The organism is Roseateles violae (assembly GCF_030410485.1).
Lineage (GTDB): Bacteria > Pseudomonadota > Gammaproteobacteria > Burkholderiales > Burkholderiaceae_C > Roseateles_D > Roseateles_D violae.
The window spans coordinates 14,087-34,500 of record NZ_JAUHHC010000006.1 but is presented as its reverse complement, the minus strand read 5'-3'; the positions used below and the strand labels follow the sequence as shown (position 1 = coordinate 34,500).

Here is a 20,414-nt window from a genome sequence, read left to right as displayed (position 1 = left end):
ATGTCCAGGGCGGTGTCCCGCGCTCCCCAAGCCCCGGCCTCGTGCCGGGGCTTTCTTGCTTCTAGGGGTTCTCCATCGGCTGGGCGCGCTAGACCGAAACCAGCGCGCGCACGCCCTGGGCCTGCATCTCGCTGCCACGGCCGCGCGCGATGACCTGGCCGCGCTCCATCACCAGGTACTGGTCGGCCAGCTCCTCGGCAAAGTCGTAGTACTGCTCGACCAGCACGATGGCCATGCGCTGGCGCTGACCCGGCTCGAGTTCCAGGCCCTGGTCGGCCAGCTGGCGCAGCACGCGGCCGATGTCCTTGATGATGCTGGGCTGGATGCCCTCGGTCGGCTCGTCGAGGATCAAGAGCCGCGGCCCCGCCGCCAGCGCGCGCGCAATCGCCAGTTGCTGCTGCTGGCCGCCGGAGAGATCGCCGCCGCGGCGATGCAGCATCTGCTTGAGCACCGGGAACAGCTCGAACAGCTGCGGCGGGATGCGGCTGCCGGCGCGCTTGTAGGCCAGGCCCATGCGCAGGTTCTCCTCGACCGTCAGCCGACCGAAGATCTCGCGCCCCTGCGGTACATAGCCGATGCCGCGGCGCACGCGCTGATAGGGCGTGTCGCGCGCGATGTTCTGCCCGTCCAGCAGCAGCTCTCCGCTTCTGATGGGCACCACGCCCATCAGGCTCTTCAGCAGCGTCGTCTTGCCGACGCCGTTGCGCCCGAGGATCACCGTGATCTCACCCTCGCGCGCTTCGAAGCCCACGCCGCGCAGGATGTGGGAGCCGCCGTAGTACTGGTGGAGGTCGGTGGCTTTCAGCATCGCGCTTGCCTCTGGTGTCCTGCTTCTTCCGCGATGAGCGGGGCATGCCGATGCCAGCCGGTATCCATCCGACTTCGTGTCCCCCGGCCCTGCGGGCCTCCTCCTTTACCTACGTCGGACGGACACCGACTGCCATCGGCCCAACGACCACCCCGCTTCCGCGCCAAAGCAAGGGCCGGGGGAGCGAGCTCGGACACGAACAGTCCGGGGGACTGTTCGTGCCTAGCGAGCGCCAGGGCGTCCTCGCCCTGGCACGGAGGTCGGCGGGTACCCGCTGTCGGCCGACCAGCGCAAGTCACCATCAACTCAGCGCCCAAGGTACACCTCCACCACCTTCTCGTTCGCCTGCACCTCGGCCAACAGCCCTTCCGCCAGCACCGAGCCCTCGTGCAGCACGGTCACCTTCTTCTTTCCCTGGGTCAGCTGGTCGACGAACTTCATATCGTGCTCGACGACGACCAGCGAATGCTGGCCCTCCAGCGACAGGAACAGCTCGGCCGTGCGCTCGGTCTCCTCGTCGGTCATGCCGGCCACCGGCTCGTCGAGCAGCAGCAGCTTCGGGTCCTGCATCAAGAGCATGCCGATCTCCAGCCACTGCTTCTGGCCGTGCGAGAGCAGGCCGGCCTGGCGTTGCGCGGCCGGCAGCAGGTGGATCAGCTCGAGGATCTCGGCGATGCGGTCCAGCTGCGCGCCGGAGAGGCGATGGAAGAGACTGGCACGGGCGCGGCGGTCGGCCTTCAGCGCCAGCTCCAGGTTCTCGAACACCGACAGCGGCTCGAACACCGTGGGCTTCTGGAACTTGCGGCCGATGCCGATCTCGGCGATCTCGTTCTCGCGCAGGCGCAGCAGGTCGATGTTCTGGCCGAAGCTGACCGTGCCCTCGTCGGGCCGGGTCTTGCCGGTGATGACATCCATCATCGTCGTCTTGCCGGCACCGTTGGGGCCGATGATGCAGCGCAGCTCGCCGACATTGATCAGCAGGCTCAGCCGGTTCAGGGCCTTGAAGCCGTCGAAGCTGACCGTCACGTCGTCGAGGTAGAGCGCGACGCCATGGGCAAAGTCCGGCAGGCCGGCGGTCAGCAGGCGGCCGAAGGACGCGCCGCGGCCACCCGAGGCATCCTTCTGGGCCTCGAGCTCGGCATGGTGTTGCAGCGCCTCGGCGCCGGCCTCCATCAGCTCGGGCGTCATTCCCGCTCTCCCTTCTTGCGGAACAGGCCGATGATGCCGTTCGGCAGGAACAAGGTCACCGCGATGAACAGCGCGCCCAGGAAGTAGAGCCAGAACTCCGGAAACACCTGGGTGAACCAGCTCTTCGCGCCGTTGACGAAGAAGGCGCCGACGATGGGGCCGATCAGGCTGGCGCGGCCGCCGACAGCCGTCCAGATCGCGATCTCGATCGAGGCGGCCGGGCTCATCTCGCCCGGGTTGATGATGCCGACCTGGGGCACATAGAGCGCACCGGCGACGCCGCACATCAGCGCCGACAGGGTCCAGATCGCCAGCTTATAGGCCAAGGGGTCGTAGCCGGTGAACATCACCCGGCCCTCGGCATCGCGGATCGCCTGCAGCACGCGGCCGAACTTGCTGGCGACGATCCAGCGCGCCATCAAGTAGAAGCCCAGCAGGACGAGGCCGGTGGCGACGAACAGCGCCATGCGCGTGCCGGGCAACTGCAGCGGGATGCCGGCGATGCGCTTGAAGTCGGTGAAGCCGTTGTTGCCGCCGAAGCCGGTCTCGTTGCGGAAGAACAGCAGCATCGCCGCATAGCTGAGCGCCTGCGTGATGATGGAGAAGTAGACGCCCTTGATGCGCGAGCGGAAGGCGAAGAAGCCGAACACGAAGGCCAGCAGGCCCGGCACGGCCAGCACCATCAGCAGCTGAAAGGCGAGGCTGTCGCTGAAGCCCCAGTGCCAGGGCAAGGCCTTCCAGTCGAGGAAGACCATGAAGTCCGGCAGATCGCTCTGGTAGTTGCCGTCGCGGCCGATCTGGCGCATCAGGTACATGCCCATCGCATAGCCGCCCAGCGCAAAGAAGAGGCCGTGGCCCAGCGACAGGATGCCGGTATAGCCCCAGATCAGGTCCATCGCCAGCGCGCAGATCGCGTAGCACATGATCTTGGCCGTCAGGCCGACGCTGTAGTCGCTCAGGTGCAGCCAGTGGCCCGGAGGCACCCAGAGGTTCAGCAGCGGCACCAGCACCGCGATCGTCAGCAGGGCGACCAGCACGGCGCTCCAGCCGCGCGCGGACAGCAGGCGCGGCGCCTGCGGCAGCAGCGCGGCGGTCGAGGTGGTGGGGGTGTTCATCATCATCTCGTGGCTCATCAGGCTTCCGCGCTGCGCCCCTTCATCGCGAACAGGCCCTGCGGCCGCTTCTGGATGAAGACGACGATGAAGATCAGCACCATGATCTTGGCCAGCACCGCGCCGGCCACGCCCTCCAGCAGCTTGTTCAGCACGCCCAGGCCCAGCGCCGCGATCACCGTGCCGGCCAGCTGGCCGACGCCGCCGAGCACCACGACCATGAAGCTGTCGACGATATAGCTCTGGCCCAGATCGGGGCCGACATTGCCGACCTGGCTCAGCGCGCAGCCGGCCAGGCCGGCGATGCCGGCGCCCAGCGAGAAGGCATAGCAGTCGATGCGCGCGGTATTGACGCCCATGCAGGCGGCCATGCGGCGGTTCTGCGTGACGCCGCGCACGAACAGGCCCAGGCGCGTCTTCGCGATCAAGAGCGCGACGCCGCCCAGCACCGCGAAGGCAAACACAATGATGGCGATGCGGTTGAAGGGCAGGGTCAGATTGCTCATCACCGCGACGCCGCCGGACAGCCAGGCCGGGTTCTCGACCGGCACGTTCTGCGCGCCGAACAGCGAGCGCACCGCCTGCATCAGCACCAGCGAGATGCCCCAGGTGGCCAGCAAGGTCTCCAGCGGCCGGCCGTAAAGCCAGCGGATCACGCTGCGCTCGAGCACGGCGCCCACCAGGGCCGCCGCCAGGAAGCTGGCGGGAATGGCCAGCAGCACGTAGTAGTCGAAGCCGCCCGGCAGCCAGGCGCGGAAGGCGTTCTGCACCAGATAGGTCGCATAGGCGCCGATCATCATCAGCTCGCCGTGGGCCATATTGATGACGCCCATCAGCCCGTAAGTGATGGCCAGGCCCAGCGCCACCAGCAGCAGGATGGAGCCCAGGCTCAGGCCGGTGAAGACCAGGCCCAGGCGTTCGCCCCAGGCCAGGCGGCCGTCCAGCGCGGCCAGCGCCTGCTTGAGCGCCGACTTCACCTCGGCGTCCGGCTCGGCGGCGATGCGCTCGACCAGCAGGCTTTTGACGGCCGGGTCGCTGGCGTCGGCCAGCTGCTGCGCCGCCTCCAGCCGCCGCGACTTGTCCGGCGAGGCGACGACCAGGGCCGCGCGCAGCAGGCCCAGCTGCTGCTTCAGCGCGGCATCGCTTTCCTGGGCCAGGGCCTTGTCCAGCAGCGGCAGCTGCGACTCGTCCAGCCCCTGCTTGCCCAGCTCGGCGACGGCCGCGCGCCGGGCGGCGGGATCGGGCGAGAACAGCTTCAGCGCCGCCAACGCCGCCTGCAGCGCGCCGCGCATGCGGTTGTTGTTGACGACGTCCTCGGCGCCGTCCGGCGCCGGCTGATCGGCCGCGGCGAGCACGACGGCCCGGTCGGCCAGCAGCTTGACCCGGTCGTCGAGCAGCGCCTGCACGAAGGCGGCCAGCTCCGCATCGCCGCGCGCCGCGGCCGCATTCAGCGCGGCGATACGCTCATCGGTCTCGCCGGCCGCGATCGCGCGGCTCTGGTCCGGGGTCAGGGCATGCGCCTGGCTGCTCAGAATGACAAGCAACAGCCAAGCGCCCGCCTTCAGCAGCAGGCGCTGGATCATCACGGAGGCCCGATCAGGAGGACTTGGCGACCGGCTCGTCCTTCTTGCCCTTGTTCTCGGGAATGAAGGGGCTCCAGGGCTCGGCCTTGACCGGTCCGGGCGTCTTCCAGACCACGTTGAACTGGCCGTCGGCCTTGACCTCGCCGATGAAGACCGGCTTGTGCAGATGGTGGTTCTTGGCGTCCATCGTCGAGGTGAAGCCGCCCGGCGCCTTGACCGTCTGGCCGGCCATCGCGGCGATCACCTTGTCGGTGTCGGTGCTCTTGGCCTTGGTCACCGCCTGCGCCCACATATTGAAGCCGATATAGGTGGCCTCCATCGGGTCATTGGTCAGCGGCTTGTCCTTGTGGCCGGCAATGCCCTTGGCCTTGGCGTAGTCCGCCCATTTCTTGGTGAACTCGGCATTGGCCGGGTTCTTGACCGACATGAAGTAGTTCCAGGCGGCCAGGTGGCCGACCAGCGGCTTGGTATCGACGCCGCGCAGTTCCTCCTCGCCGACCGAGAAGGCCACGACCGGCACGTCGGTCGCCTTCAGGCCCTGGTTGCCCAGCTCCTTGTAGAAGGGCACATTGGAGTCGCCGTTGATGGTCGAGACCACGGCCGTTTTCTTGCCCTCGGCCGAGAACTTCTTGATCTTGGCGATGATGCCCTGGTAGTCGCTATGACCGAAGGGGGTGTACTCCTCCATGATGTCGGCGTCGGCGACACCCTTGCTCTTCAGGAAGGCACGCAGGATCTTGTTGGTCGTGCGCGGATAGACATAGTCGGTGCCCAAGAGCACGAAGCGCTTGGCGGAGCCGCCGTCCTTGCTCATCAGGTATTCGACCGCGGGGATGGCCTGCTGGTTGGGCGCGGCGCCGGTGTAGAAGACGTTCTTGCTCAGCTCCTCGCCCTCGTACTGCACCGGGTAGAAGAGCAGCGAGTTCAGCTCCTCGAAGACCGGCAGCACCGACTTGCGCGACACGCTGGTCCAGCAGCCGAACACGACGGCCACCTTGTCCTGCGAGATGAGCTGCTTGGCCTTCTCGGCGAACAGCGGCCAGTTGGAGGCCGGGTCGACGACCACCGGCTCCAGCTTCTTGCCCAAGAGGCCGCCCTTGGCATTGATCTCCTCGATCGCCATCAGCACGGTGTCCTTCAGCACGGTCTCCGAGATCGCCATCGTGCCGGACAGCGAGTGCAGCACGCCGACCTTGATCGTGTCGGCGGCGAAGGCGCTGGGCAGGCCGAGGGCGGCGAGGCCCAGGCTCAGGGCGGACAGGCTCAGGGCGCGGCGGGATAGCAGTTTCATGGCGACAGGCTCCGTGGTTGGTCGTGGAGAAGAAGAAGGACGGGGACAACTGGATGCAGTCTGTCCAGGCCCGCGCGGCGGCGGAATACGCCATCTGGCGTAGGTCGTGGCGGCCGCGCCGCGTGCGCCGCTGCTCGGCGGGCCTGCGCGAACCCCGAGCAGCGGGCGGGGCTGGCGGGCGCCGCCGCTTCATGGCAGCATCGGCCGCCATGCTGATCCACGGTGCCTGCCACTGCCGCAATATCCGCTTCGAGCTCGACTGGCGGCCTGAAGCGCCGCTCGAGATCCCGGCGCGCGCCTGCGGCTGCAGCTTCTGCCGCAAGCATGGCGGCGTCTGGACCTCCTGCCCCGGCGGCACGCTGTCGGTGCGCATCGCCGATCCGGCCCGGCTCAGCCGCTACGCCTTTGGCACGCGCACGGCCGACTTCCATGTCTGCGCCAGCTGCGGCGCCGTCCCGCTGGTGACCAGCACCATAGCCGGCCGGCTCTACGCGGTCGTCAACGTCAATGCCTTCGAGAACGTCGCCCCGGCGCTGCTGAAGCGCTCGAGCGCCGACTTCGACGGCGAGGACGAGGCCGGCCGGCTGGCCCGGCGGGCGCGCGGCTGGATCGCGGACGTGCGCTTCGTCGAGGGTGAGTAGCGCTGATCGGCGCGGCGGCCTGTCCTAGCCGGCCCTGCCCTCGCCCAGCTGCGCCGCCAGATGCTCGACGAAGGCGCGCACCCGCGCCGCCGTCTGGTGGCGCTGCGGGTAGACGGCGTAGATGTCGGCGTCGGGCGTCCAGTAGTCGGGCAAGACCTGCACCAGGCGGCCGCTCTGCAGATAGCGGGCGATGTCCCATTCGGCGCGCATCAGGATGCCGTGGCCGTCGAGCGCCCAGTTGACGGCGATCTCGCCGTCGTTGGTGCTCAGATTGCCGCGCGTCTTGATCGCCTCGCTGTGCTTGTCGCCCCCATTGCGCCCGCTGCCCTGGGCCAGCCGCCACAGGCCATAGGCCTCCTCGCCCTGGCGGATGCCGATGCAGTTGTGGGCGCTCAGATCGGCCGGCACCTTGGGCGTGCCGCGGCGCGCCAGATAGGCCGGCGCCGCGCACAGCAGGCGCCGATTCGGCGCGATGCGGCGCGCGATCACGCGCGCGTCCGGCGGCGGGCCGAAGCGGATGCAGACGTCGAAGGCGTCCTCGCTGAGCGGCGGCGGGCTGACCGAGAGCTGCAGCTGCACCTCGACCTGCGGATGGCGGCGCACGAACTCCGAGACCAGGGGCGCCACATGGCTGCGGCCGAAGCCCAGGGTCGCGTTGACGCGCAAGAGCCCCTTGGGCGAGCCCTGGGCCGCGCCGAGCAGGTCCTCCAGATCGCCGATCTCGCCGAGGATGCGGCGCGCATGTTCGAGCATCAGTTCGCCCTCGGGCGTCAGGCTCATCCGTCGCGTCGTGCGGTTGACCAGGGCGACGCCGACGCGCAGCTCCAGCTGCGCCAGATGCTTGCTGACGGCCGGCGTCGTCACGCCCAGCTCGCGCGCTGCGGCGCTGAGGCTGCCGGCGCCGGCCAGCGCCGAGAAGAAGCTCAGATCGGCCGGCTGGATGCCGCCGCCGCTGCCGCTCTTGCCACTGCCGTTGCCGCCGCTTCTGCCGCTTCTGCCGCTTCCGGAAGCCATGGTGACTTGTGAACTCAGGTTAACAATGGCTTCACTTTAGCGGCGTCCCCAGCGACCGTCGACTTTCTACAGTTCGCCCATGGCAGACATCCCCTGCCGCATTGACGGGTCCGAGGACCCAGGAACTGAAGGAGACAGCGCTATGAAGACCTATCGCATCGCCACGATCCCTGGTGACGGCATCGGCAAGGAAGTGATTCCGGCCGGCCAGCAGGTGCTGGAGGCGCTGGCGACGGCCAGCGGCGGCGGCTTTGGCTTCGAGTTCGAGAACTTCGGCTGGGGCGGCGACTGGTACCGCGCGCATGGCGAGATGATGCCCATCGACGGGCTCGACGCGCTGCGCGACAAGGACGCGATCCTGTTCGGCTCGGCCGGCGATCCGGACATCCCCGATCACATCACGCTGTGGGGCCTGCGCCTGAAGATCTGCCAGGGCTTCGACCAGTATGCGAACGTGCGGCCGACCCGCATCCTGCCGGGCATCGACGCGCCGCTGAAGCGCTGCGGGCCCGAGGACCTGAACTGGGTGATCGTGCGCGAGAACTCCGAGGGCGAGTACGCCGGCGTCGGCGGCCGCGTCCACCAGGGGCACGCTATCGAGGCGGCCACCGACGTGTCGATGATGACCCGCACCGGCGTCGAGCGCATCATGCGCTACGCCTTCAAGCTGGCCCAGTCGCGCCCCCGCAAGCTCTTGACCGTGATCACCAAGAGCAATGCGCAGCGCCATGCGATGGTGATGTGGGACGAGATCGCCCTGCAGATCAGCAAGGAGTTTCCCGACGTCACCTGGGGCAAGGAACTGGTCGACGCAGCCACCGCGCGCATGGTCAACAAGCCCGACACCTTGGACACCATCGTCGCGACCAATCTGCATGCCGACATCCTCAGCGACCTGGCCGCCGCCCTGGCCGGCAGCCTGGGCATCGCGCCGACTGGCAATATCGATCCCGAGCGCCGCTACCCCTCGATGTTCGAGCCGATCCACGGCTCGGCCTTCGACATCATGGGCAAGGGCCTGGCCAATCCGGTCGGCACCTTCTGGTCCTGCGTGATGCTGCTCGAGCATCTCGGCGAGCAGGCCGCCGCGGGGCGGCTGATGGCGGCGATCGAGCGCGTCACCGCCGACCCGGCCCTGCACACCGGCGACCTCGGCGGCCAAGCCCGCACGGCCGATGTGACCGCCGCCGTCTGCGCGCAATTGCGCGACGAGCAGCAACGCAAGGCCGCCTGAGCGGTCCGATCACGATCACAAGAGGAGACAAACGATGAGCCACAAGCCCAATCGCCGCCGGCTGCTGCTGGCCACCGCCCTGTTCGCCGCCGCCACGACGGCGGTTCATGCCCAGGCCTGGCCGGCCAAGCCGGTCACCCTGGTCGTGCCCTTCCCGGCCGGCGGCACGACCGATGTGCTGGCCCGTGCGCTGGCCGACAAGCTGCAGCCCGTGCTGGGCCAACCGGTCATCGTCGAAAGCAAGCCGGGCGCCGGCGCGACCCTGGGCGCCGACTATGCGGCCAAGTCCAAGCCGGACGGCTACACGCTGCTGGTCGGCGCCGTCCACCACACGATTGCCAGCAGCGTCTACAAGAAGCTGCCCTACGACTTCCAGAAGGACTTCCAGCCCATCACCGAGATCGCGCTGGTGCCGAATGTGCTGGTCGTCAACGCGGCGACGCCGGCCAGGAACGTCGCCGAACTGGTGGCCCTGCTGAAGACGCAGCCGGGCAAGTTCAGCTACGGCTCGAACGGGAATGGCACCGCCCAGCATTTGATCGGCACGCAGTTCGAGAACGTCACCGGTACCGACCTCATGCACATCCCCTACAAGGGCAGCGGTCCGCTGGCGACCGACCTCCTGGGCGGGCAGATCACGATGTCATTCGACACGGTGACGCCGGTGCTGCCGCATATCAAGGCCGGCAAGCTGCGCGCGCTGGCGGTGACGACGGCCAAGCGCAGCTCGGCCCTGCCCGATGTACCGACCCTGGACGAGGCGGGGCTGAAGGGCTTCAATATCGGCACCTGGTTCGGCGTGCTGGCGCCGGTAGCGACGCCCAAGGACATCGTCGCGCGGCTCAATGCCGAGATGGTCAAGGTGATCCAGTCGCCGGACTTCAGGAAGCGCATGGACGAGATCGGCGCCGAGCCCATCGGCAACAGCAGCGATCAGATGGCCCAGCAGATCAAGGGCGAGACCGAGAAGTTCGCCAAGCTGGTCAAGGACGCGAAGGTGACGATCGAATAGCGATCGGGCAAGCCTTGCGCCGCTTTGGGGCGCCCCGGCCGTGACGTATTCGGCGGACCGCCCGCGCCGACCCGGCCGTCGGCGCTTGACGCTTTCTAGAATCCGGCGACCCTGCCCCCAGGGGACGTACTCGAACGGATCAAGAACATGAACGGACTCCTGCGCCGCGGCGCGATCGTTGTCGCGGCCTGCCTGCATCTCGCCGCCTCGGCCCAGGACGGCGCCGCCCCGGGCAAGATGGTCGACATCTTCAAGGAGGTGCGGAACAAGCACCTGATCGACTGCATGAAGCTGAAGGCCGACAGCTGCGCAGCCCTGATGGACGGTTACGAGCGCGCCTACCGCGCCCCCGATGCGACCGAATCGGAGCGCCACGATCTCTTCAAATATGCGATGCAGGCGCTGACCTGGCGCGGCGCGGCCCTGCGCGAGAGCGGCAAGCCCGAGGAGGCGCTGCAGGTGCTGGGCGCCGGTCTGGCCGGTGTGCGCGAGCATTTCGACGGCGGCAAGCATTTCCACACCTATATCGAGAACCAGCGCCTGTTCAAGGAAGCGGCCCTGACCCTGCTGCAACTGGATCGCGTCCCCGAGGCCGACCGGGTCATCGCGACGGGACGCCAGGCCCTGGATCGCTTCGACGACAACCGCGCCAAGCTGACTTCCGAGCGCCAGCGCGACCTGCTGAAGGGCGGCTTCGTCGACGGCGAGGAATTCGAGATGGCGCTGGCCAAGGTCTACACCAGCAACTACTTCCCCGGCCGCCGGCCCTCGCAGGGCATCCAGCCGAAGATCGAGAAGACCGAGTTGCAGAACCGCGGCATCGAGGCGCTGCGGCGCGCCGAGCAATGGCTGTGGCGCAAGGACGAGGCCGGCGTCAAGAACGCGCTCGACGTCGATCCGCGCGTGCGCTATGCCGAGATCAAGAACGATCTGGGCTCGCTGCTCTACGACCAGGGCAAGAAGAAGGAGGCCGAGAAGGAGTACCTCGCCGCCGCCTCGGTCGCCTGCGATCTGGTCGAGACCGGCAAGAAGGCCACCGGTGGCAGCGCCGACTATGTCAGCGCGGCGATGGCCAAGCCCGCCTGCTCGCGCGCGTCCACCGGCTGGTCACTGGCCAGCGGCGAGTACGAGAAGGCCTTCAATGCCGTCTTCGACAAGTGGTACAAGGCCGAGCTCAAGCTGATGCAGGAAGGCATGACGCCGGCGACGCCGTTTATCGGCAAATAAATAAGTTCGTTCAGGCCGGGCAGGCGGCGCCCTCGCCCTGCTGGATCAGGCTCTCCAGGCACTGCTCGCGGATGCCGTAGAAGCGCTTGATCTCTGAGATCTGCGCCAGCAGCTCGGGCCGTTTCTTCTCGGCCGCGGCCAGGGCCGCGCCGCTCTTCTTCACCGCCAGGATCATCTTGTTCTTGCTGGTGTGTTCCAGCGCGATGAACTCGAAGACCTGGGTCTCGTAGCCCGAAGCCTCCAGCAGCAGCGCGCGCAGGGCATCGGTGACCATTTCGGCCTCCTGGCCCAGATGGATGCCGTGCTGCAGCATCGGCCGCAGCTGCGGCGGCAGCTGCATCTGCGGGCGGATCTGCTTGTGGCAGCAGGGCGAGCACATGATGATGCCGGCGCCGGCCCGCAGGCCCAGGTGGATTGCGTAGTCGGTCGCGATATCGCAGGCATGCAGGGCGATCATCACGTCCAGCCGCGCGGGCTTGTAGTGGCGCACATCGTCCTGGACGAAACGCAGGCCCGCCAGGCCATGCTGCTGGGCCGCGGCATTGCAGAGCCGGACCATGTCCTCGCGCAGCTCGATGCCGCTGACCTCGGCCTGCTTGCCCTGGCTGCTCAGCCAGTCGTGCATTGCGAAGGTCAGATAGCCCTTGCCGGAGCCGAAATCGCTGACATGGATCTCGGCCGCCCCGGCCAGCGGGCTGCTCTTGATCGCCGCGCTCATCACCTCGATGAACTTGTTGATCTGCTTCCATTTGCGCGACATCGCCGGCACCAGCTGGCGCTCGCCGGCCCTGCCCTCGTGCGTCAGGCCCAGCGCGGTCCAGAACGGCTTGCCCAGCTCCAGATGGCGCTGCTTTTCCTTGTCGTGCGCGGTCGGCGCGGCGAGCTCGTCCGCGGCCAGCTTGGCGACGCGCAAGCTCGGCCGGCCCTTGCGGCTGAAGGCCAGCTGCAGCTCCTGGCCGCCGGCCAGCAGATGGGCGTTCTGGAATTGGGTGCCGAGCAGCTCGTCGATCAGGGCCAGGCCTTGCTCGAGCGGGTGGTTCTTGGTGACATCCTTGCTCGCATGCCGCCACAGAAAGGACAGCTGACGCTCGCCGCGCAGCTCGAGCTCGCGCACGGTCAGCCGCTCGATCTTCTCGTCCTTGGGCCCGCTGTACTTGCTCAGCAGCAGCTTGTTGAAGCCGCCCTCGCCGCTCAGCGCCAGGCGCAGCAGGCGCATGAAGCGCTGGCGGGCATCGGCCTCGGCGGCGGGCGGCGGAGTGATCAGATCGGTGAACATCGGCGAGGGCTGGCGGAAAACCCGATTCTCCCCCATGGCCGCGGCCCTAGCATCGCGGCATGGAACCGAGAACCCCACTTCTGCCGGCCTTGCTCGCGATCGCGTTCGCGGCCCAGGCCGCCGAGCCCGAATGGAGCAACAGCCTGGGCATGCGCTTCGTCCGGATCCCGGCCGGCGAATTCCTGATGGGCAGCGAGGAAAGCCCCGAGGCCCTGGCCGCGGCCTTCCCGGCGCTGCCGCGCGAGCGTTTCCTCAAGCTGACCGACGAGGGGCCGGTGCACCGGGTGCGCATCACCAAGCCCTTCCTGATGGGTCGGCACGAAGTCACCGTCGGCCAGTTCCGGCGCTTCCTGCAGGCCTCCGGCTATGTGCCCGAGTCGATCGCCGACGGCACCGGCGGCTACGGCTGGCGCAAAGACTACGACCCGGCGACCAGCCCGCGCGGCGACGCCTTCGAGGGCAGGCTGCCGCGCTATTCCTGGGCCGATCCCGGCTTCGCGCAAACCGACGACCATCCAGTCGTCAACATCACCTGGAACGACGCGGTTGCCCTCGCCGAATGGCTCAGCAAGACCGAGGGCCGGCGCTACCGGCTGCCGACCGAGGCCGAATGGGAGTACGCCTGCCGCGCCGGCACGCGCACGCGCTACGCGTCCGGCGACGATCCGCGCTCGCTGGCGCGCATCGCCAATGTCTTCGATGCCGACAGCGCCGCCCTGTGGCCGCGCTGGCAGGCGATGGCGCTGCCGCACCACGACGGCCACGCCTTCACCGCCCCGGTGGGCAGCTTCGCGCCGAACGCCTGGGGCCTCTACGACATGCACGGCAATGCCTGGGAGTGGGTGGCCGACTGGCATGGCGAGGACTACTACGCGCAGTCGCCGCTCGACGACCCGCAGGGCCCGCCCAAACCGGCCGGAGGCGGTGTCAAGGTCCGCCGCGGCGGCTCCTGGCACACCTGGGCTTTCTACGCGCGCTCGTCGTTCCGCAATTGGAATGCGCCGGACACGCGCTATACGCTGGTGGGGATGAGGTTGGTGAGGGAGGACTGAGCTTGGGCTGAGCCGACGGATTCAGCCGGCTTTCGGAAGCAGCCGCCGGTCTTGCGGGTGCGAGCGGCCAGCCCATTGTGAAAGAAGCGCTCCAGCGCGGCATTGTGCTCAGAACCTTGCCCGCGCGGACCACGAAGCTCGAACGGCCTCGACTAGGATGCCGCGGGGCCGGAGATGCCGCCCCTCTGGAGCACCATTCGATATGCCACTTCATCGTCTGATTTGTTTGCTGTTCGTCGCGGCGCTTGCGGGCCTTCCCTCGCTGTCGTCAGCCGCGGAGCTGGGCATCTGGTTCCCGTGCACGGGCAAGAAGGCCAAGGCCGAGGGGCGCTCCGTCGACATTCGCAGCTATCTGCGGGTCAACACCGTCGGCATGAATATCGACGACATCGAGAATCTTTACTGCGTGACACCTGTCAAATGCGTGGCTCTCGGCCACTGCAAGGCGGCGTCGCCGGAACAACAGCTCGCTGCCGACAAGCTGAAACAGGAACTCGCCGCCGAGGAGGCGCGCCTGCAGCGGGAGCGGGCGGCGAAGGCGGCCGCGGCACAACGGGCCCAGGAGCTCGAGCGCCAGCGTGTGGAGCAGGAGCGTCGCCAGAAGGAAGCGGCGCTTGCGGCCGAGAAGGCTCGCCGTGAACGGCTGATGGCGGAGGAGGCAAAGCGACTGCGCCTGTCTGCCCAGGAAGCCGAGCGCCTCGTCACCGCGCGCGAGGATGCCCGCAAGAAGATGCCGCCCCAGCCCGAGAAATGCACGATCGACTACCCGGCCTACTCGCAGAAGCTCGACATGACCCCTATCGTCATGCTGCAGGCCAAGGCGGAGCGCGACTACGCCAAGCTTGACCGAGCGACGCTTTGCAACGGCCGACCCGGCCGGCTCGATCCCCTGCAATGCGACAAGCCTGCCGACTTCTTCGGCGCCAAGTTCGCTTCCTGCTCCGCAACGATGCACTGCCCGGCGCGCCAGGAAACCAAGGCTTGCGCGCGCGCGAGTGCCCAATGAGGAGAATCGCTTGAATCCTTGCGCCCGTCTCTTGCCGGCCACGCTCGGCATCCCCGTTTTCATGCTGCTGGCCGCGTGCGCCGGCTTGCCCGGCTCGGCCCCCGAGGGCTGGCGGCAGCTCGCCACCGCCGCCGAGGCCAAGTCGAAAAGCGCGGGGGGCGTGACGATGCGCTTCGAGTGGCAAGTGCCCGGCAAGCGCCTCTTGATGCTCGCGAGCCTCGATGACGAGCAAGTCGCCCTGTACCAGTTCGATCAGGGCCTGCAGCCCGAGGCTGAGAAAAACCGGGTCCGCTGCCATTTCGAGGCCGACACGCTCAGCTGCGCGGGACTTGGCGAAGCCGCCGCTTCGCCGGTGGCCGGGGCCGGTACGGATCTTTGGACCGCGCTCGCCAGCCATGCCGCTCAGCAGATCCGCAGGTCCGATGCGCTTGTGCGGGGGGCGCGGCAGGGCCAGATGGCCCAGTCGCGAGCGCCTGTGGCGCTCGATTTGCTGCGCCAGCGCCATCCCTTCGAGTGGGGCGGCGATTACGAGACGGTGGAAAACGCCCAGGCCTTTCTCGAGGCCCTGACGGCGCGTGGCACCGCTTTCCGCAGCACCTGGCCTCAGGTGCCCGCACTCGGCTCCACGCTGAATCAGTGGAAGAACAAGGGCGACTTGGTCACCGTGAAGACGACGCAGCGTTGCGCGTCTCTGGCCAGCTCCGGCGCCCGCACGGCCTACCACCACAACCACGACTTCTGGGCCTCGGATACGGTGCTCTTCGAGTCGGTTTACGCTTGGCAGCAGCCGATCGACTGGAGCGCCGTCGAAGGCGTCAAGTTCGACGGCGGCGACGGCGTATTCATGTATGGCTCCTATGCGCGTGCTTTCAATGGCCAGGGCCTGAGCTATCGCAGCGGCTGGGATCCCGACATCCTCACGGCCAATGCCACCCGCTTCGATCCGGCCAAGTACAGCGTGCGCGACTGGAATCTGCATCTGGTGCTGCCCGATACCGGCGGACTGCGAGAACGGGCGCTGTATGCGGTGACCTTCCTCCAGATCATGTGCCGCAAGCAAGGCTGAACCCGATGCCTGCGGCTTGCCGATCTGCAGACCGGGATGGTCTGTGACTCGGCCGCCTTGAAGCACCGGCGTCGACAAGAGGTCGGCCCACAAATGACGCGGGCGCTGCCCTTCACAGGGGAGCGCCCGCGGGTCCGGCTACAGGCGCCGGGCTACGTGAGGTAGGAATCCGTCCCGGCCCTCTTTCAAGGGCCAGAGGCTGCCCCGGACCTAGAAGTTGTGTGCATATCACCTCCTTATCTGGTTGCCACGGAAACCGCAGCGTACTCGCTTCCATGATCTCCGTCGATGTCCTATGGGCGCCAATTTGAGTCTGCGCTGCCGCAGCGCCGTAGGTGCGGAACAGTAAGGCTTTGTTCGGCCCGGTTAATGGGGCATTGATTTATTACAGCTCCTTACCACCTCTCTTGGAGGACTGTCTAGAGTTGATTTACTTCTTCCCTCACGAATCCACCAATGTCGAGACTTTCTTCACTCTTTGTCGCCAGCAGCGTCATCTTGCTGAGCGCTTGCGCCACTCCGGATTTCGTCAAAGAGACCGTCGCTCCGGTGCAAACCAGCGTGGACGGCCTCGGCGCTCGCGTGCAGGCGCATGACGATCGCCTCAAGGCCCTGGATGGTCGTGTGCAAGGCAGCGAGGCGCAAATCTTGGCCTTGCAGCAGGAGGCTGCGGCGCGAGCCCAGGCTGCCGCCAATCTTCCCAAGCCGCCCGGCCTGCTGATGAGCACCGTGCTGACCGATGACAAGATCAAGTTCAGTTCGGGCCGTGCCCAGCTCACCGAGCAGGCCGGCCGTGAACTCGATCAACTGGTCGCCAAGCTCAAGGCCGACAACCAGCCGGTGTTCATCGAAATCCAGGGCCATACCGACGCCGCCGGCAGCGACACGGTCAACCAGCAACTGGGCCTCAAGCGGGCCGAAGCGGTGCGCCTGTACCTGGCCCGCGCCGGCCTGCCGCTGGCGCGCATGTCAACGATCAGCTACGGCGAATCTGCGCCGCTGGCCGATAACAAGACCCGCGAAGGCCGCAGCGCAAACCGACGCGTTCAATTGATCGTGATGCGCTGAGCGGAAAGGAGGGGTTGTTGGCACCCGGTCGGTCAACACTCCGACCAGCGGCTCAGCGTCGGCTCCGCCAGGCACGCAGCGCACAAGCGGTCCTCGGCCCGGCGGGATCGGGGGTCCCGAGCGTGCCGAGCGTGCCGCAAGCATCGGACATGCTGCCCCTCGTGTGAGCGCCTTCTAGGGCGAGAATCACGGCCTGGACTGCCCCCCAGACCGCTCATGACCGACGCTCAATACACGACCTTGCCGCAATGGCCCAAGGCCTATCCGGCCAGCGGCGCCAGCGCCACCTTGAAGCTCCTCAACGAGGATTTCATCGTGACCGAGCTGCCGCTGCAGCTGCCCTCCGGTGCAGGGGAGCACCTCTGGCTGGACGTCGAGAAGAACGGCGCCAACACCGCCTTCGTCGCCCAGCAGTTGGCCGAGGCCGCCGGCGTGCAGGAAAGGGACGTGGGCTATGCCGGCCTCAAGGACCGCTACGCCATCACCCGTCAGTGGTTCAGCATCTATCTGCCGAATGGAAAAAGCGAGACGCCCGACCTGACCGCGCTTCAGCACCCGGAATTCAGGGTGCTGAGCCAGAGCCGCCACCTGAAGAAACTGCGCCCCGGGGATCTGCACGGCAACCGGTTTCGCATCGTGCTGCGTGAGGTGAGCGGCGAGCGCGAGGCCATCGAGGCGAATCTCAAGGCCGTTGCGTCACAGGGCGTGCCCAACTACTTCGGCGCCCAGCGTTTCGGCCATGATGGCGGCAATGTGCAGCAGGGACTGGCCATGCTCGCGCGCGAAATCCGCGTGCGCAACCCGAAGAAGAAGGGCCTCTACCTGTCGGCGCTGCGCTCCTTCCTCTTCAACGAAGTGCTGGCGCTGCGCATCCAGCAGGGACTCTGGGGCAAGACCCTGCCCGGTGACGTGATGGACGAGGCGGGCCGGCCCACCGGACCGCTCTGGGGTCGGGGCCGCGTGATCACCAGCGATCAAGCGCAGGCCCTGGAGATGGGCGTGGCCGAACGTCACGCCAGCTTGTGCGACGGCCTGGAACACGCCGGTCTGGATCAGGAGCGCCGCGCCCTGGTGGCAAGCCCGATGGAGATGTCGTGGGAATGGCCGCAAGTCGATCAACTGGTGCTCAGCTTCTCTTTGCCCGCCGGGAATTACGCCACTTCCGTTCTGAACGAAATCCTCCGCAGCACGGAGCCGGACCGGCATACGGCAGCGGCTATGCCCTCGTTCGAGCTGGAGGCCTGAGAACTCAGCCAGAGCCGCTATCGCGGTCGCTGGCCCCGTAGCGCTTGCTGCCGCTTGCTGCGCTCCGCGTCTCTATCGCAGCTCCGCCCAATCGCTGGCGATGCAATCCCTCCCCAGCCCCTTGGCGCGATAGAGCGCCACGTCGGCCCGGTCCAGCACCGAGGACAAGGACTCGTCGGGCCGCGCCTGGGCAATGCCGGCGGAGAAGGTGAACGGCACACCTTCGTGCGGCTCGAGGGTGCGTCGCACCCGTTCCATAGCCGTGCAGGCATCGTCCAGCCCCGTGCCGGGCAAAAGCAGGAGGAACTCCTCGCCCCCCAGGCGCCCCAGCGCCTGACCCGCGCGCAGGTGCGCGAGCACATGATCGCAGAAGTGGCGCAGCACCGCGTCACCGAAGGCGTGTCCATGCGTATCGTTGATGTTCTTGAAGTGATCCAGGTCCAGCACCGCCATGCTGATCGGTTGCGATTGCTTGCGTGGATCGTCCAGCGTGCTCTGCGCCAGCTGCAAGATATGGCGGCGGTTCGGGACGCCGGTCAACTCGTCGGTGAAGGCGGCCTTGACCGCCTGTTCGTGCACGCGCTCGAGTTCGGCGGCCATCTGCTGCTTGTCGCGCAGCAGGCGTTCCAGATCGGCCTTCTGATCGCGCAGCGACTTCCGTTGCAGATAGAGCGCGGCGAACACCGAGACCTTGCTCTCCAGCACCAGGGGCTGGACCGGCTTGAGCAGGAAGTCGACGGCGCCGGCCTCATAGCCGCGGAAGGTCCGATCCGCATCCCCGGGCAAGCCGGTCAGGAAGATGATCGGGATTTCACGCGTGCGCTCGTCTTCGCGCATCGCTTCGGCCAACTCGAAGCCGCCCTGACCGGGCATGTGAACGTCCAGCAGGGCCAGCGCGAAATCGTGCAGCCGCAGCAGTTCGAGAGCCGCCTTCGCAGAGCCCGCGCTGATCACCTCGATGCCCGGGCGGTCGAGCAGCGACTTGGTGGCGATCAGCGTGTCCGCGTGGTCATCGACATGGAGCACCTTGGCCGTCTCTTGCACAGCCGGCTGCTGATCCGGCGCGCTCATCTTGCCGACCTTCTGGCGGTCTGGATTGCCTGGACCGGACCCAGCGGCGCGCGACGACGCGGCGCTGCGCCGTCCGTGCGCACCCTCCTCTTGCTGCCGGCCAGGGCATCCGGGCCGGCGTGGGCGGGTGAACGGGCATACCGTGGGCAAGCTGTGCGATCTGCCATGGGGGGACTCCGAGGACGGGCGGGAACGAGGCGGCCATGCGCGGACGGGCCGCAGCCGATCGGTCGGTCGACGAAGCGGCTCAGACTCTCAGTCGGAGCGTGGAAAGAAAGAGCGGCGCCGGCGGCGGGTGCGACCGCGGCAGCGCCACCCGGGCGCCGGTATCGGCTGCTTGGGCATCGCGGGCCGGCGTCAGCTCCAGCACATGGACGAGCAGCGGCGCCACAGGGGCCAGGACCTTGGACTCTTCGAACGATTGCGGCGTGCCGGACCGGCTCGCCGCACACAGAGCTGGCTGTTCCATGTCCATATCCTCGCAGGGCATGCTAGAGGCCGTCATCGTCAGCGTGGACGCGGCTTCCGGCTGCTGTGCCGGGCAAACATAGTTGGCCAGCACCAGCTGCGAGAACAGCAGCGACAGCACCATGCACAAGACGGTGCTCAGGCGGGTGGCGAAGCGACGGCCCATAGACGGGTTCAGTTTAGCTCAGGCCTTTCTCTGCCAGTTCAGCGCTCTGCGCGTCCCGCGGGCGCCTGGCGCCCGGGCGCAGCGGCGGCTCCCCTGTCCTTGGGGGTGGGGCCGATCATCCAGGAATGTTCATTGCCGCGGTGGCCGGCGCCGATCTGGCGTCTTTCTTCTCAGGAGCAGGAAATGAAACTGGCTATCAGCGTCACCGCCGCCTTGCTGGCGGCATCGGGGGCCGCCCAGGCCTCCTTGGAGTTCAAAGGGGTTCAGGATTTGAATGGGACCGGACTGGGCGCGGTCCAGACGGTGCTGACCTTGCATGCGACCGGCGGTGGCGACACGGCCATGGGCAGCGTCGGCGTCGGCGTCGGCAACACCATGCAGACCACCGGCGACGCGCTGACCGGCGCCTCGCAAACCCAGTTGCTGAGCTTCGGCGATGCGGGCATCAGGGATCTGTCGGCCTTGCGCGTCGTCTTCAACGCCGCCGAACCGGGCAATAGCGCCGCCAATGGCATCGAGCTGAACAATCTAATGTTGAGCTTCTACGACCCGAGCGGCAACCAGGTGTTCAGCTCCGGCGTGTTCTCGCCGCAGAGCTACGACGCCACCTTCACCGGCGTGGGCAAGGCCGGCTTCCTGTTCGGTCTCGATGCGACGCAGACCGCGGCCGCGCAAGCGGCGCTCGGGCCCAGCTTCAGCGGCTACCGCATCGGCCTGTCGGCATCCGTGGCCCAGGCCACCGGCGGACCGGAGACCTTCTACCTGAGCAATGCCGTGGTCGCCGCGCCGGTCCCCGAGCCCAGCAGCTACGCGCTGACGCTGATGGGCATGATCGCCGTGGGCGGCTTCGTGCTGCGCCGCCGCCGCGGCTGACGGCCGGCGCCTT

Annotated in this window: 19 protein-coding genes; 10 read left to right on the top strand and 9 right to left on the bottom strand. The window is 67.6% G+C overall.

Annotation, left to right across the window (positions count from 1 at the left end):
* Positions 1-88 precede the first annotated feature (88 nt).
* The 5 genes from urtE to urtA all read right to left on the bottom strand — a co-directional run bounded on the left by urtE (position 89) and on the right by urtA (position 5,982).
* Positions 89-808 (bottom strand): urea ABC transporter ATP-binding subunit UrtE, encoded by a 720-nt coding sequence (gene urtE, locus QWJ38_RS20750; RefSeq protein ID WP_290361045.1) that lies wholly within the window; start codon positions 806-808, stop codon positions 89-91.
* 306 nt (positions 809-1,114) lie between these two features.
* The gene (gene urtD / locus QWJ38_RS20745; protein WP_290361044.1) at positions 1,115-1,996 is read right to left on the bottom strand and encodes an urea ABC transporter ATP-binding protein UrtD; all 882 of its coding nucleotides are present in this window, start codon (positions 1,994-1,996) and stop codon (positions 1,115-1,117) included.
* Positions 1,993-3,111: an urea ABC transporter permease subunit UrtC gene (urtC, locus tag QWJ38_RS20740; protein WP_434064017.1), complete on the bottom strand. Its 1,119-nt coding sequence runs from the start codon at positions 3,109-3,111 to the stop codon at positions 1,993-1,995. Before urtC ends, urtD begins: the two co-directional genes overlap by 4 nt.
* Positions 3,112-3,128: 17 nt before the next feature.
* Positions 3,129-4,691: an urea ABC transporter permease subunit UrtB gene (gene urtB / locus QWJ38_RS20735; RefSeq protein WP_290361042.1), complete on the bottom strand. Its 1,563-nt coding sequence runs from the start codon at positions 4,689-4,691 to the stop codon at positions 3,129-3,131.
* 13 nt (positions 4,692-4,704) lie between these two features.
* Positions 4,705-5,982 (bottom strand): urea ABC transporter substrate-binding protein, encoded by a 1,278-nt coding sequence (gene urtA, locus QWJ38_RS20730; RefSeq protein ID WP_290361041.1) that lies wholly within the window; start codon positions 5,980-5,982, stop codon positions 4,705-4,707.
* 209 nt (positions 5,983-6,191) lie between these two features.
* Here urtA and QWJ38_RS20725 point away from each other — a divergent pair, with 209 nt between their 5' ends.
* Positions 6,192-6,623, top strand: a complete 432-nt coding sequence (locus tag QWJ38_RS20725; protein ID WP_290361040.1) for a GFA family protein — start codon at positions 6,192-6,194, stop codon at positions 6,621-6,623.
* 24 nt (positions 6,624-6,647) lie between these two features.
* Here QWJ38_RS20725 and QWJ38_RS20720 read toward each other — a convergent pair whose 3' ends face one another.
* Positions 6,648-7,637: a LysR family transcriptional regulator gene (locus tag QWJ38_RS20720; protein ID WP_290361039.1), complete on the bottom strand. Its 990-nt coding sequence runs from the start codon at positions 7,635-7,637 to the stop codon at positions 6,648-6,650.
* Positions 7,638-7,779: 142 nt separating this feature from the next.
* On the opposite strand from QWJ38_RS20720, the gene QWJ38_RS20715 reads away from it, so the two are divergent.
* The 3 genes from QWJ38_RS20715 to QWJ38_RS20705 all read left to right on the top strand — a co-directional run bounded on the left by QWJ38_RS20715 (position 7,780) and on the right by QWJ38_RS20705 (position 11,110).
* A complete protein-coding gene (locus tag QWJ38_RS20715; protein ID WP_290361038.1) occupies positions 7,780-8,871 on the top strand; it encodes a tartrate dehydrogenase in 1,092 nt (363 codons plus the stop codon).
* A 34-nt stretch (positions 8,872-8,905) separates the two neighbouring features.
* The gene (locus tag QWJ38_RS20710) at positions 8,906-9,883 is read left to right on the top strand and encodes a Bug family tripartite tricarboxylate transporter substrate binding protein (protein WP_290361037.1); all 978 of its coding nucleotides are present in this window, start codon (positions 8,906-8,908) and stop codon (positions 9,881-9,883) included.
* Positions 9,884-10,030: 147 nt separating this feature from the next.
* Positions 10,031-11,110 (top strand): hypothetical protein, encoded by a 1,080-nt coding sequence (locus tag QWJ38_RS20705; RefSeq protein ID WP_290361036.1) that lies wholly within the window; start codon positions 10,031-10,033, stop codon positions 11,108-11,110.
* 10 nt (positions 11,111-11,120) lie between these two features.
* On the opposite strand, the gene QWJ38_RS20700 is transcribed toward QWJ38_RS20705, so the two are convergent.
* Positions 11,121-12,422 (bottom strand): class I SAM-dependent methyltransferase, encoded by a 1,302-nt coding sequence (locus QWJ38_RS20700; RefSeq protein WP_290361035.1) that lies wholly within the window; start codon positions 12,420-12,422, stop codon positions 11,121-11,123.
* A gap of 23 nt (positions 12,423-12,445) precedes the next feature.
* On the opposite strand from QWJ38_RS20700, the gene QWJ38_RS20695 reads away from it, so the two are divergent.
* The 5 genes from QWJ38_RS20695 (at position 12,446) to truD (ending at position 17,823) form a co-directional block, all read left to right on the top strand.
* The gene (locus QWJ38_RS20695; RefSeq protein ID WP_434064010.1) at positions 12,446-13,438 is read left to right on the top strand and encodes a formylglycine-generating enzyme family protein; all 993 of its coding nucleotides are present in this window, start codon (positions 12,446-12,448) and stop codon (positions 13,436-13,438) included.
* A 202-nt stretch (positions 13,439-13,640) separates the two neighbouring features.
* Positions 13,641-14,444 (top strand): hypothetical protein, encoded by an 804-nt coding sequence (locus tag QWJ38_RS20690; protein ID WP_290361034.1) that lies wholly within the window; start codon positions 13,641-13,643, stop codon positions 14,442-14,444.
* 31 nt (positions 14,445-14,475) lie between these two features.
* A complete protein-coding gene (locus QWJ38_RS20685) occupies positions 14,476-15,510 on the top strand; it encodes a hypothetical protein (RefSeq protein WP_290361033.1) in 1,035 nt (344 codons plus the stop codon).
* A gap of 456 nt (positions 15,511-15,966) precedes the next feature.
* Positions 15,967-16,578 (top strand): OmpA family protein, encoded by a 612-nt coding sequence (locus tag QWJ38_RS20680; RefSeq protein ID WP_290361032.1) that lies wholly within the window; start codon positions 15,967-15,969, stop codon positions 16,576-16,578.
* Positions 16,579-16,794: 216 nt separating this feature from the next.
* Entirely contained in the window at positions 16,795-17,823 is a 1,029-nt protein-coding gene (gene truD, locus QWJ38_RS20675; RefSeq protein WP_290361031.1) for a tRNA pseudouridine(13) synthase TruD, read from the top strand.
* 72 nt (positions 17,824-17,895) lie between these two features.
* Here truD and QWJ38_RS20670 read toward each other — a convergent pair whose 3' ends face one another.
* Both QWJ38_RS20670 and QWJ38_RS20665 read right to left on the bottom strand, forming a co-directional pair.
* Complete coding sequence (locus QWJ38_RS20670; protein ID WP_290361030.1) at positions 17,896-18,894, bottom strand: GGDEF domain-containing response regulator; 999 nt, start codon at positions 18,892-18,894, stop codon at positions 17,896-17,898.
* Positions 18,895-19,141: 247 nt separating this feature from the next.
* Positions 19,142-19,486, bottom strand: coding sequence for a hypothetical protein (locus tag QWJ38_RS20665; protein ID WP_290361029.1), 345 nt, complete (start codon positions 19,484-19,486; stop codon positions 19,142-19,144).
* A 225-nt stretch (positions 19,487-19,711) separates the two neighbouring features.
* Between QWJ38_RS20665 and QWJ38_RS20660 the strand changes: the two genes are divergently transcribed.
* On the top strand, positions 19,712-20,401 hold the full coding sequence (locus tag QWJ38_RS20660; protein WP_290361028.1) for a PEP-CTERM sorting domain-containing protein: 690 nt from the start codon (positions 19,712-19,714) through the stop codon (positions 20,399-20,401).
* Positions 20,402-20,414: the final 13 nt, after the last annotated feature.

Coding starts and splice junctions, on each gene's coding strand:
- urtB (WP_290361042.1), bottom strand. CDS start 4,691: ATGATCCAGCGCCTGCTGCTGAAGGCGGGCGCTTGGCTGTTGCTTGTC.
- urtA (WP_290361041.1), bottom strand. CDS start 5,982: ATGAAACTGCTATCCCGCCGCGCCCTGAGCCTGTCCGCCCTGAGCCTG.
- QWJ38_RS20680 (WP_290361032.1), top strand. CDS start 15,967: ATGTCGAGACTTTCTTCACTCTTTGTCGCCAGCAGCGTCATCTTGCTG.
- QWJ38_RS20710 (WP_290361037.1), top strand. CDS start 8,906: ATGAGCCACAAGCCCAATCGCCGCCGGCTGCTGCTGGCCACCGCCCTG.
- QWJ38_RS20690 (WP_290361034.1), top strand. CDS start 13,641: ATGCCACTTCATCGTCTGATTTGTTTGCTGTTCGTCGCGGCGCTTGCG.
- QWJ38_RS20660 (WP_290361028.1), top strand. CDS start 19,712: ATGAAACTGGCTATCAGCGTCACCGCCGCCTTGCTGGCGGCATCGGGG.
- truD (WP_290361031.1), top strand. CDS start 16,795: ATGACCGACGCTCAATACACGACCTTGCCGCAATGGCCCAAGGCCTAT.
- QWJ38_RS20670 (WP_290361030.1), bottom strand. CDS start 18,894: ATGAGCGCGCCGGATCAGCAGCCGGCTGTGCAAGAGACGGCCAAGGTG.
- urtE (WP_290361045.1), bottom strand. CDS start 808: ATGCTGAAAGCCACCGACCTCCACCAGTACTACGGCGGCTCCCACATC.
- QWJ38_RS20695 (WP_434064010.1), top strand. CDS start 12,446: ATGGAACCGAGAACCCCACTTCTGCCGGCCTTGCTCGCGATCGCGTTC.
- urtD (WP_290361044.1), bottom strand. CDS start 1,996: ATGACGCCCGAGCTGATGGAGGCCGGCGCCGAGGCGCTGCAACACCAT.
- QWJ38_RS20705 (WP_290361036.1), top strand. CDS start 10,031: ATGAACGGACTCCTGCGCCGCGGCGCGATCGTTGTCGCGGCCTGCCTG.
- QWJ38_RS20715 (WP_290361038.1), top strand. CDS start 7,780: ATGAAGACCTATCGCATCGCCACGATCCCTGGTGACGGCATCGGCAAG.
- QWJ38_RS20700 (WP_290361035.1), bottom strand. CDS start 12,422: ATGGGGGAGAATCGGGTTTTCCGCCAGCCCTCGCCGATGTTCACCGAT.
- urtC (WP_434064017.1), bottom strand. CDS start 3,111: ATGAACACCCCCACCACCTCGACCGCCGCGCTGCTGCCGCAGGCGCCG.
- QWJ38_RS20720 (WP_290361039.1), bottom strand. CDS start 7,637: ATGGCTTCCGGAAGCGGCAGAAGCGGCAGAAGCGGCGGCAACGGCAGT.
- QWJ38_RS20665 (WP_290361029.1), bottom strand. CDS start 19,486: ATGGTGCTGTCGCTGCTGTTCTCGCAGCTGGTGCTGGCCAACTATGTT.
- QWJ38_RS20725 (WP_290361040.1), top strand. CDS start 6,192: ATGCTGATCCACGGTGCCTGCCACTGCCGCAATATCCGCTTCGAGCTC.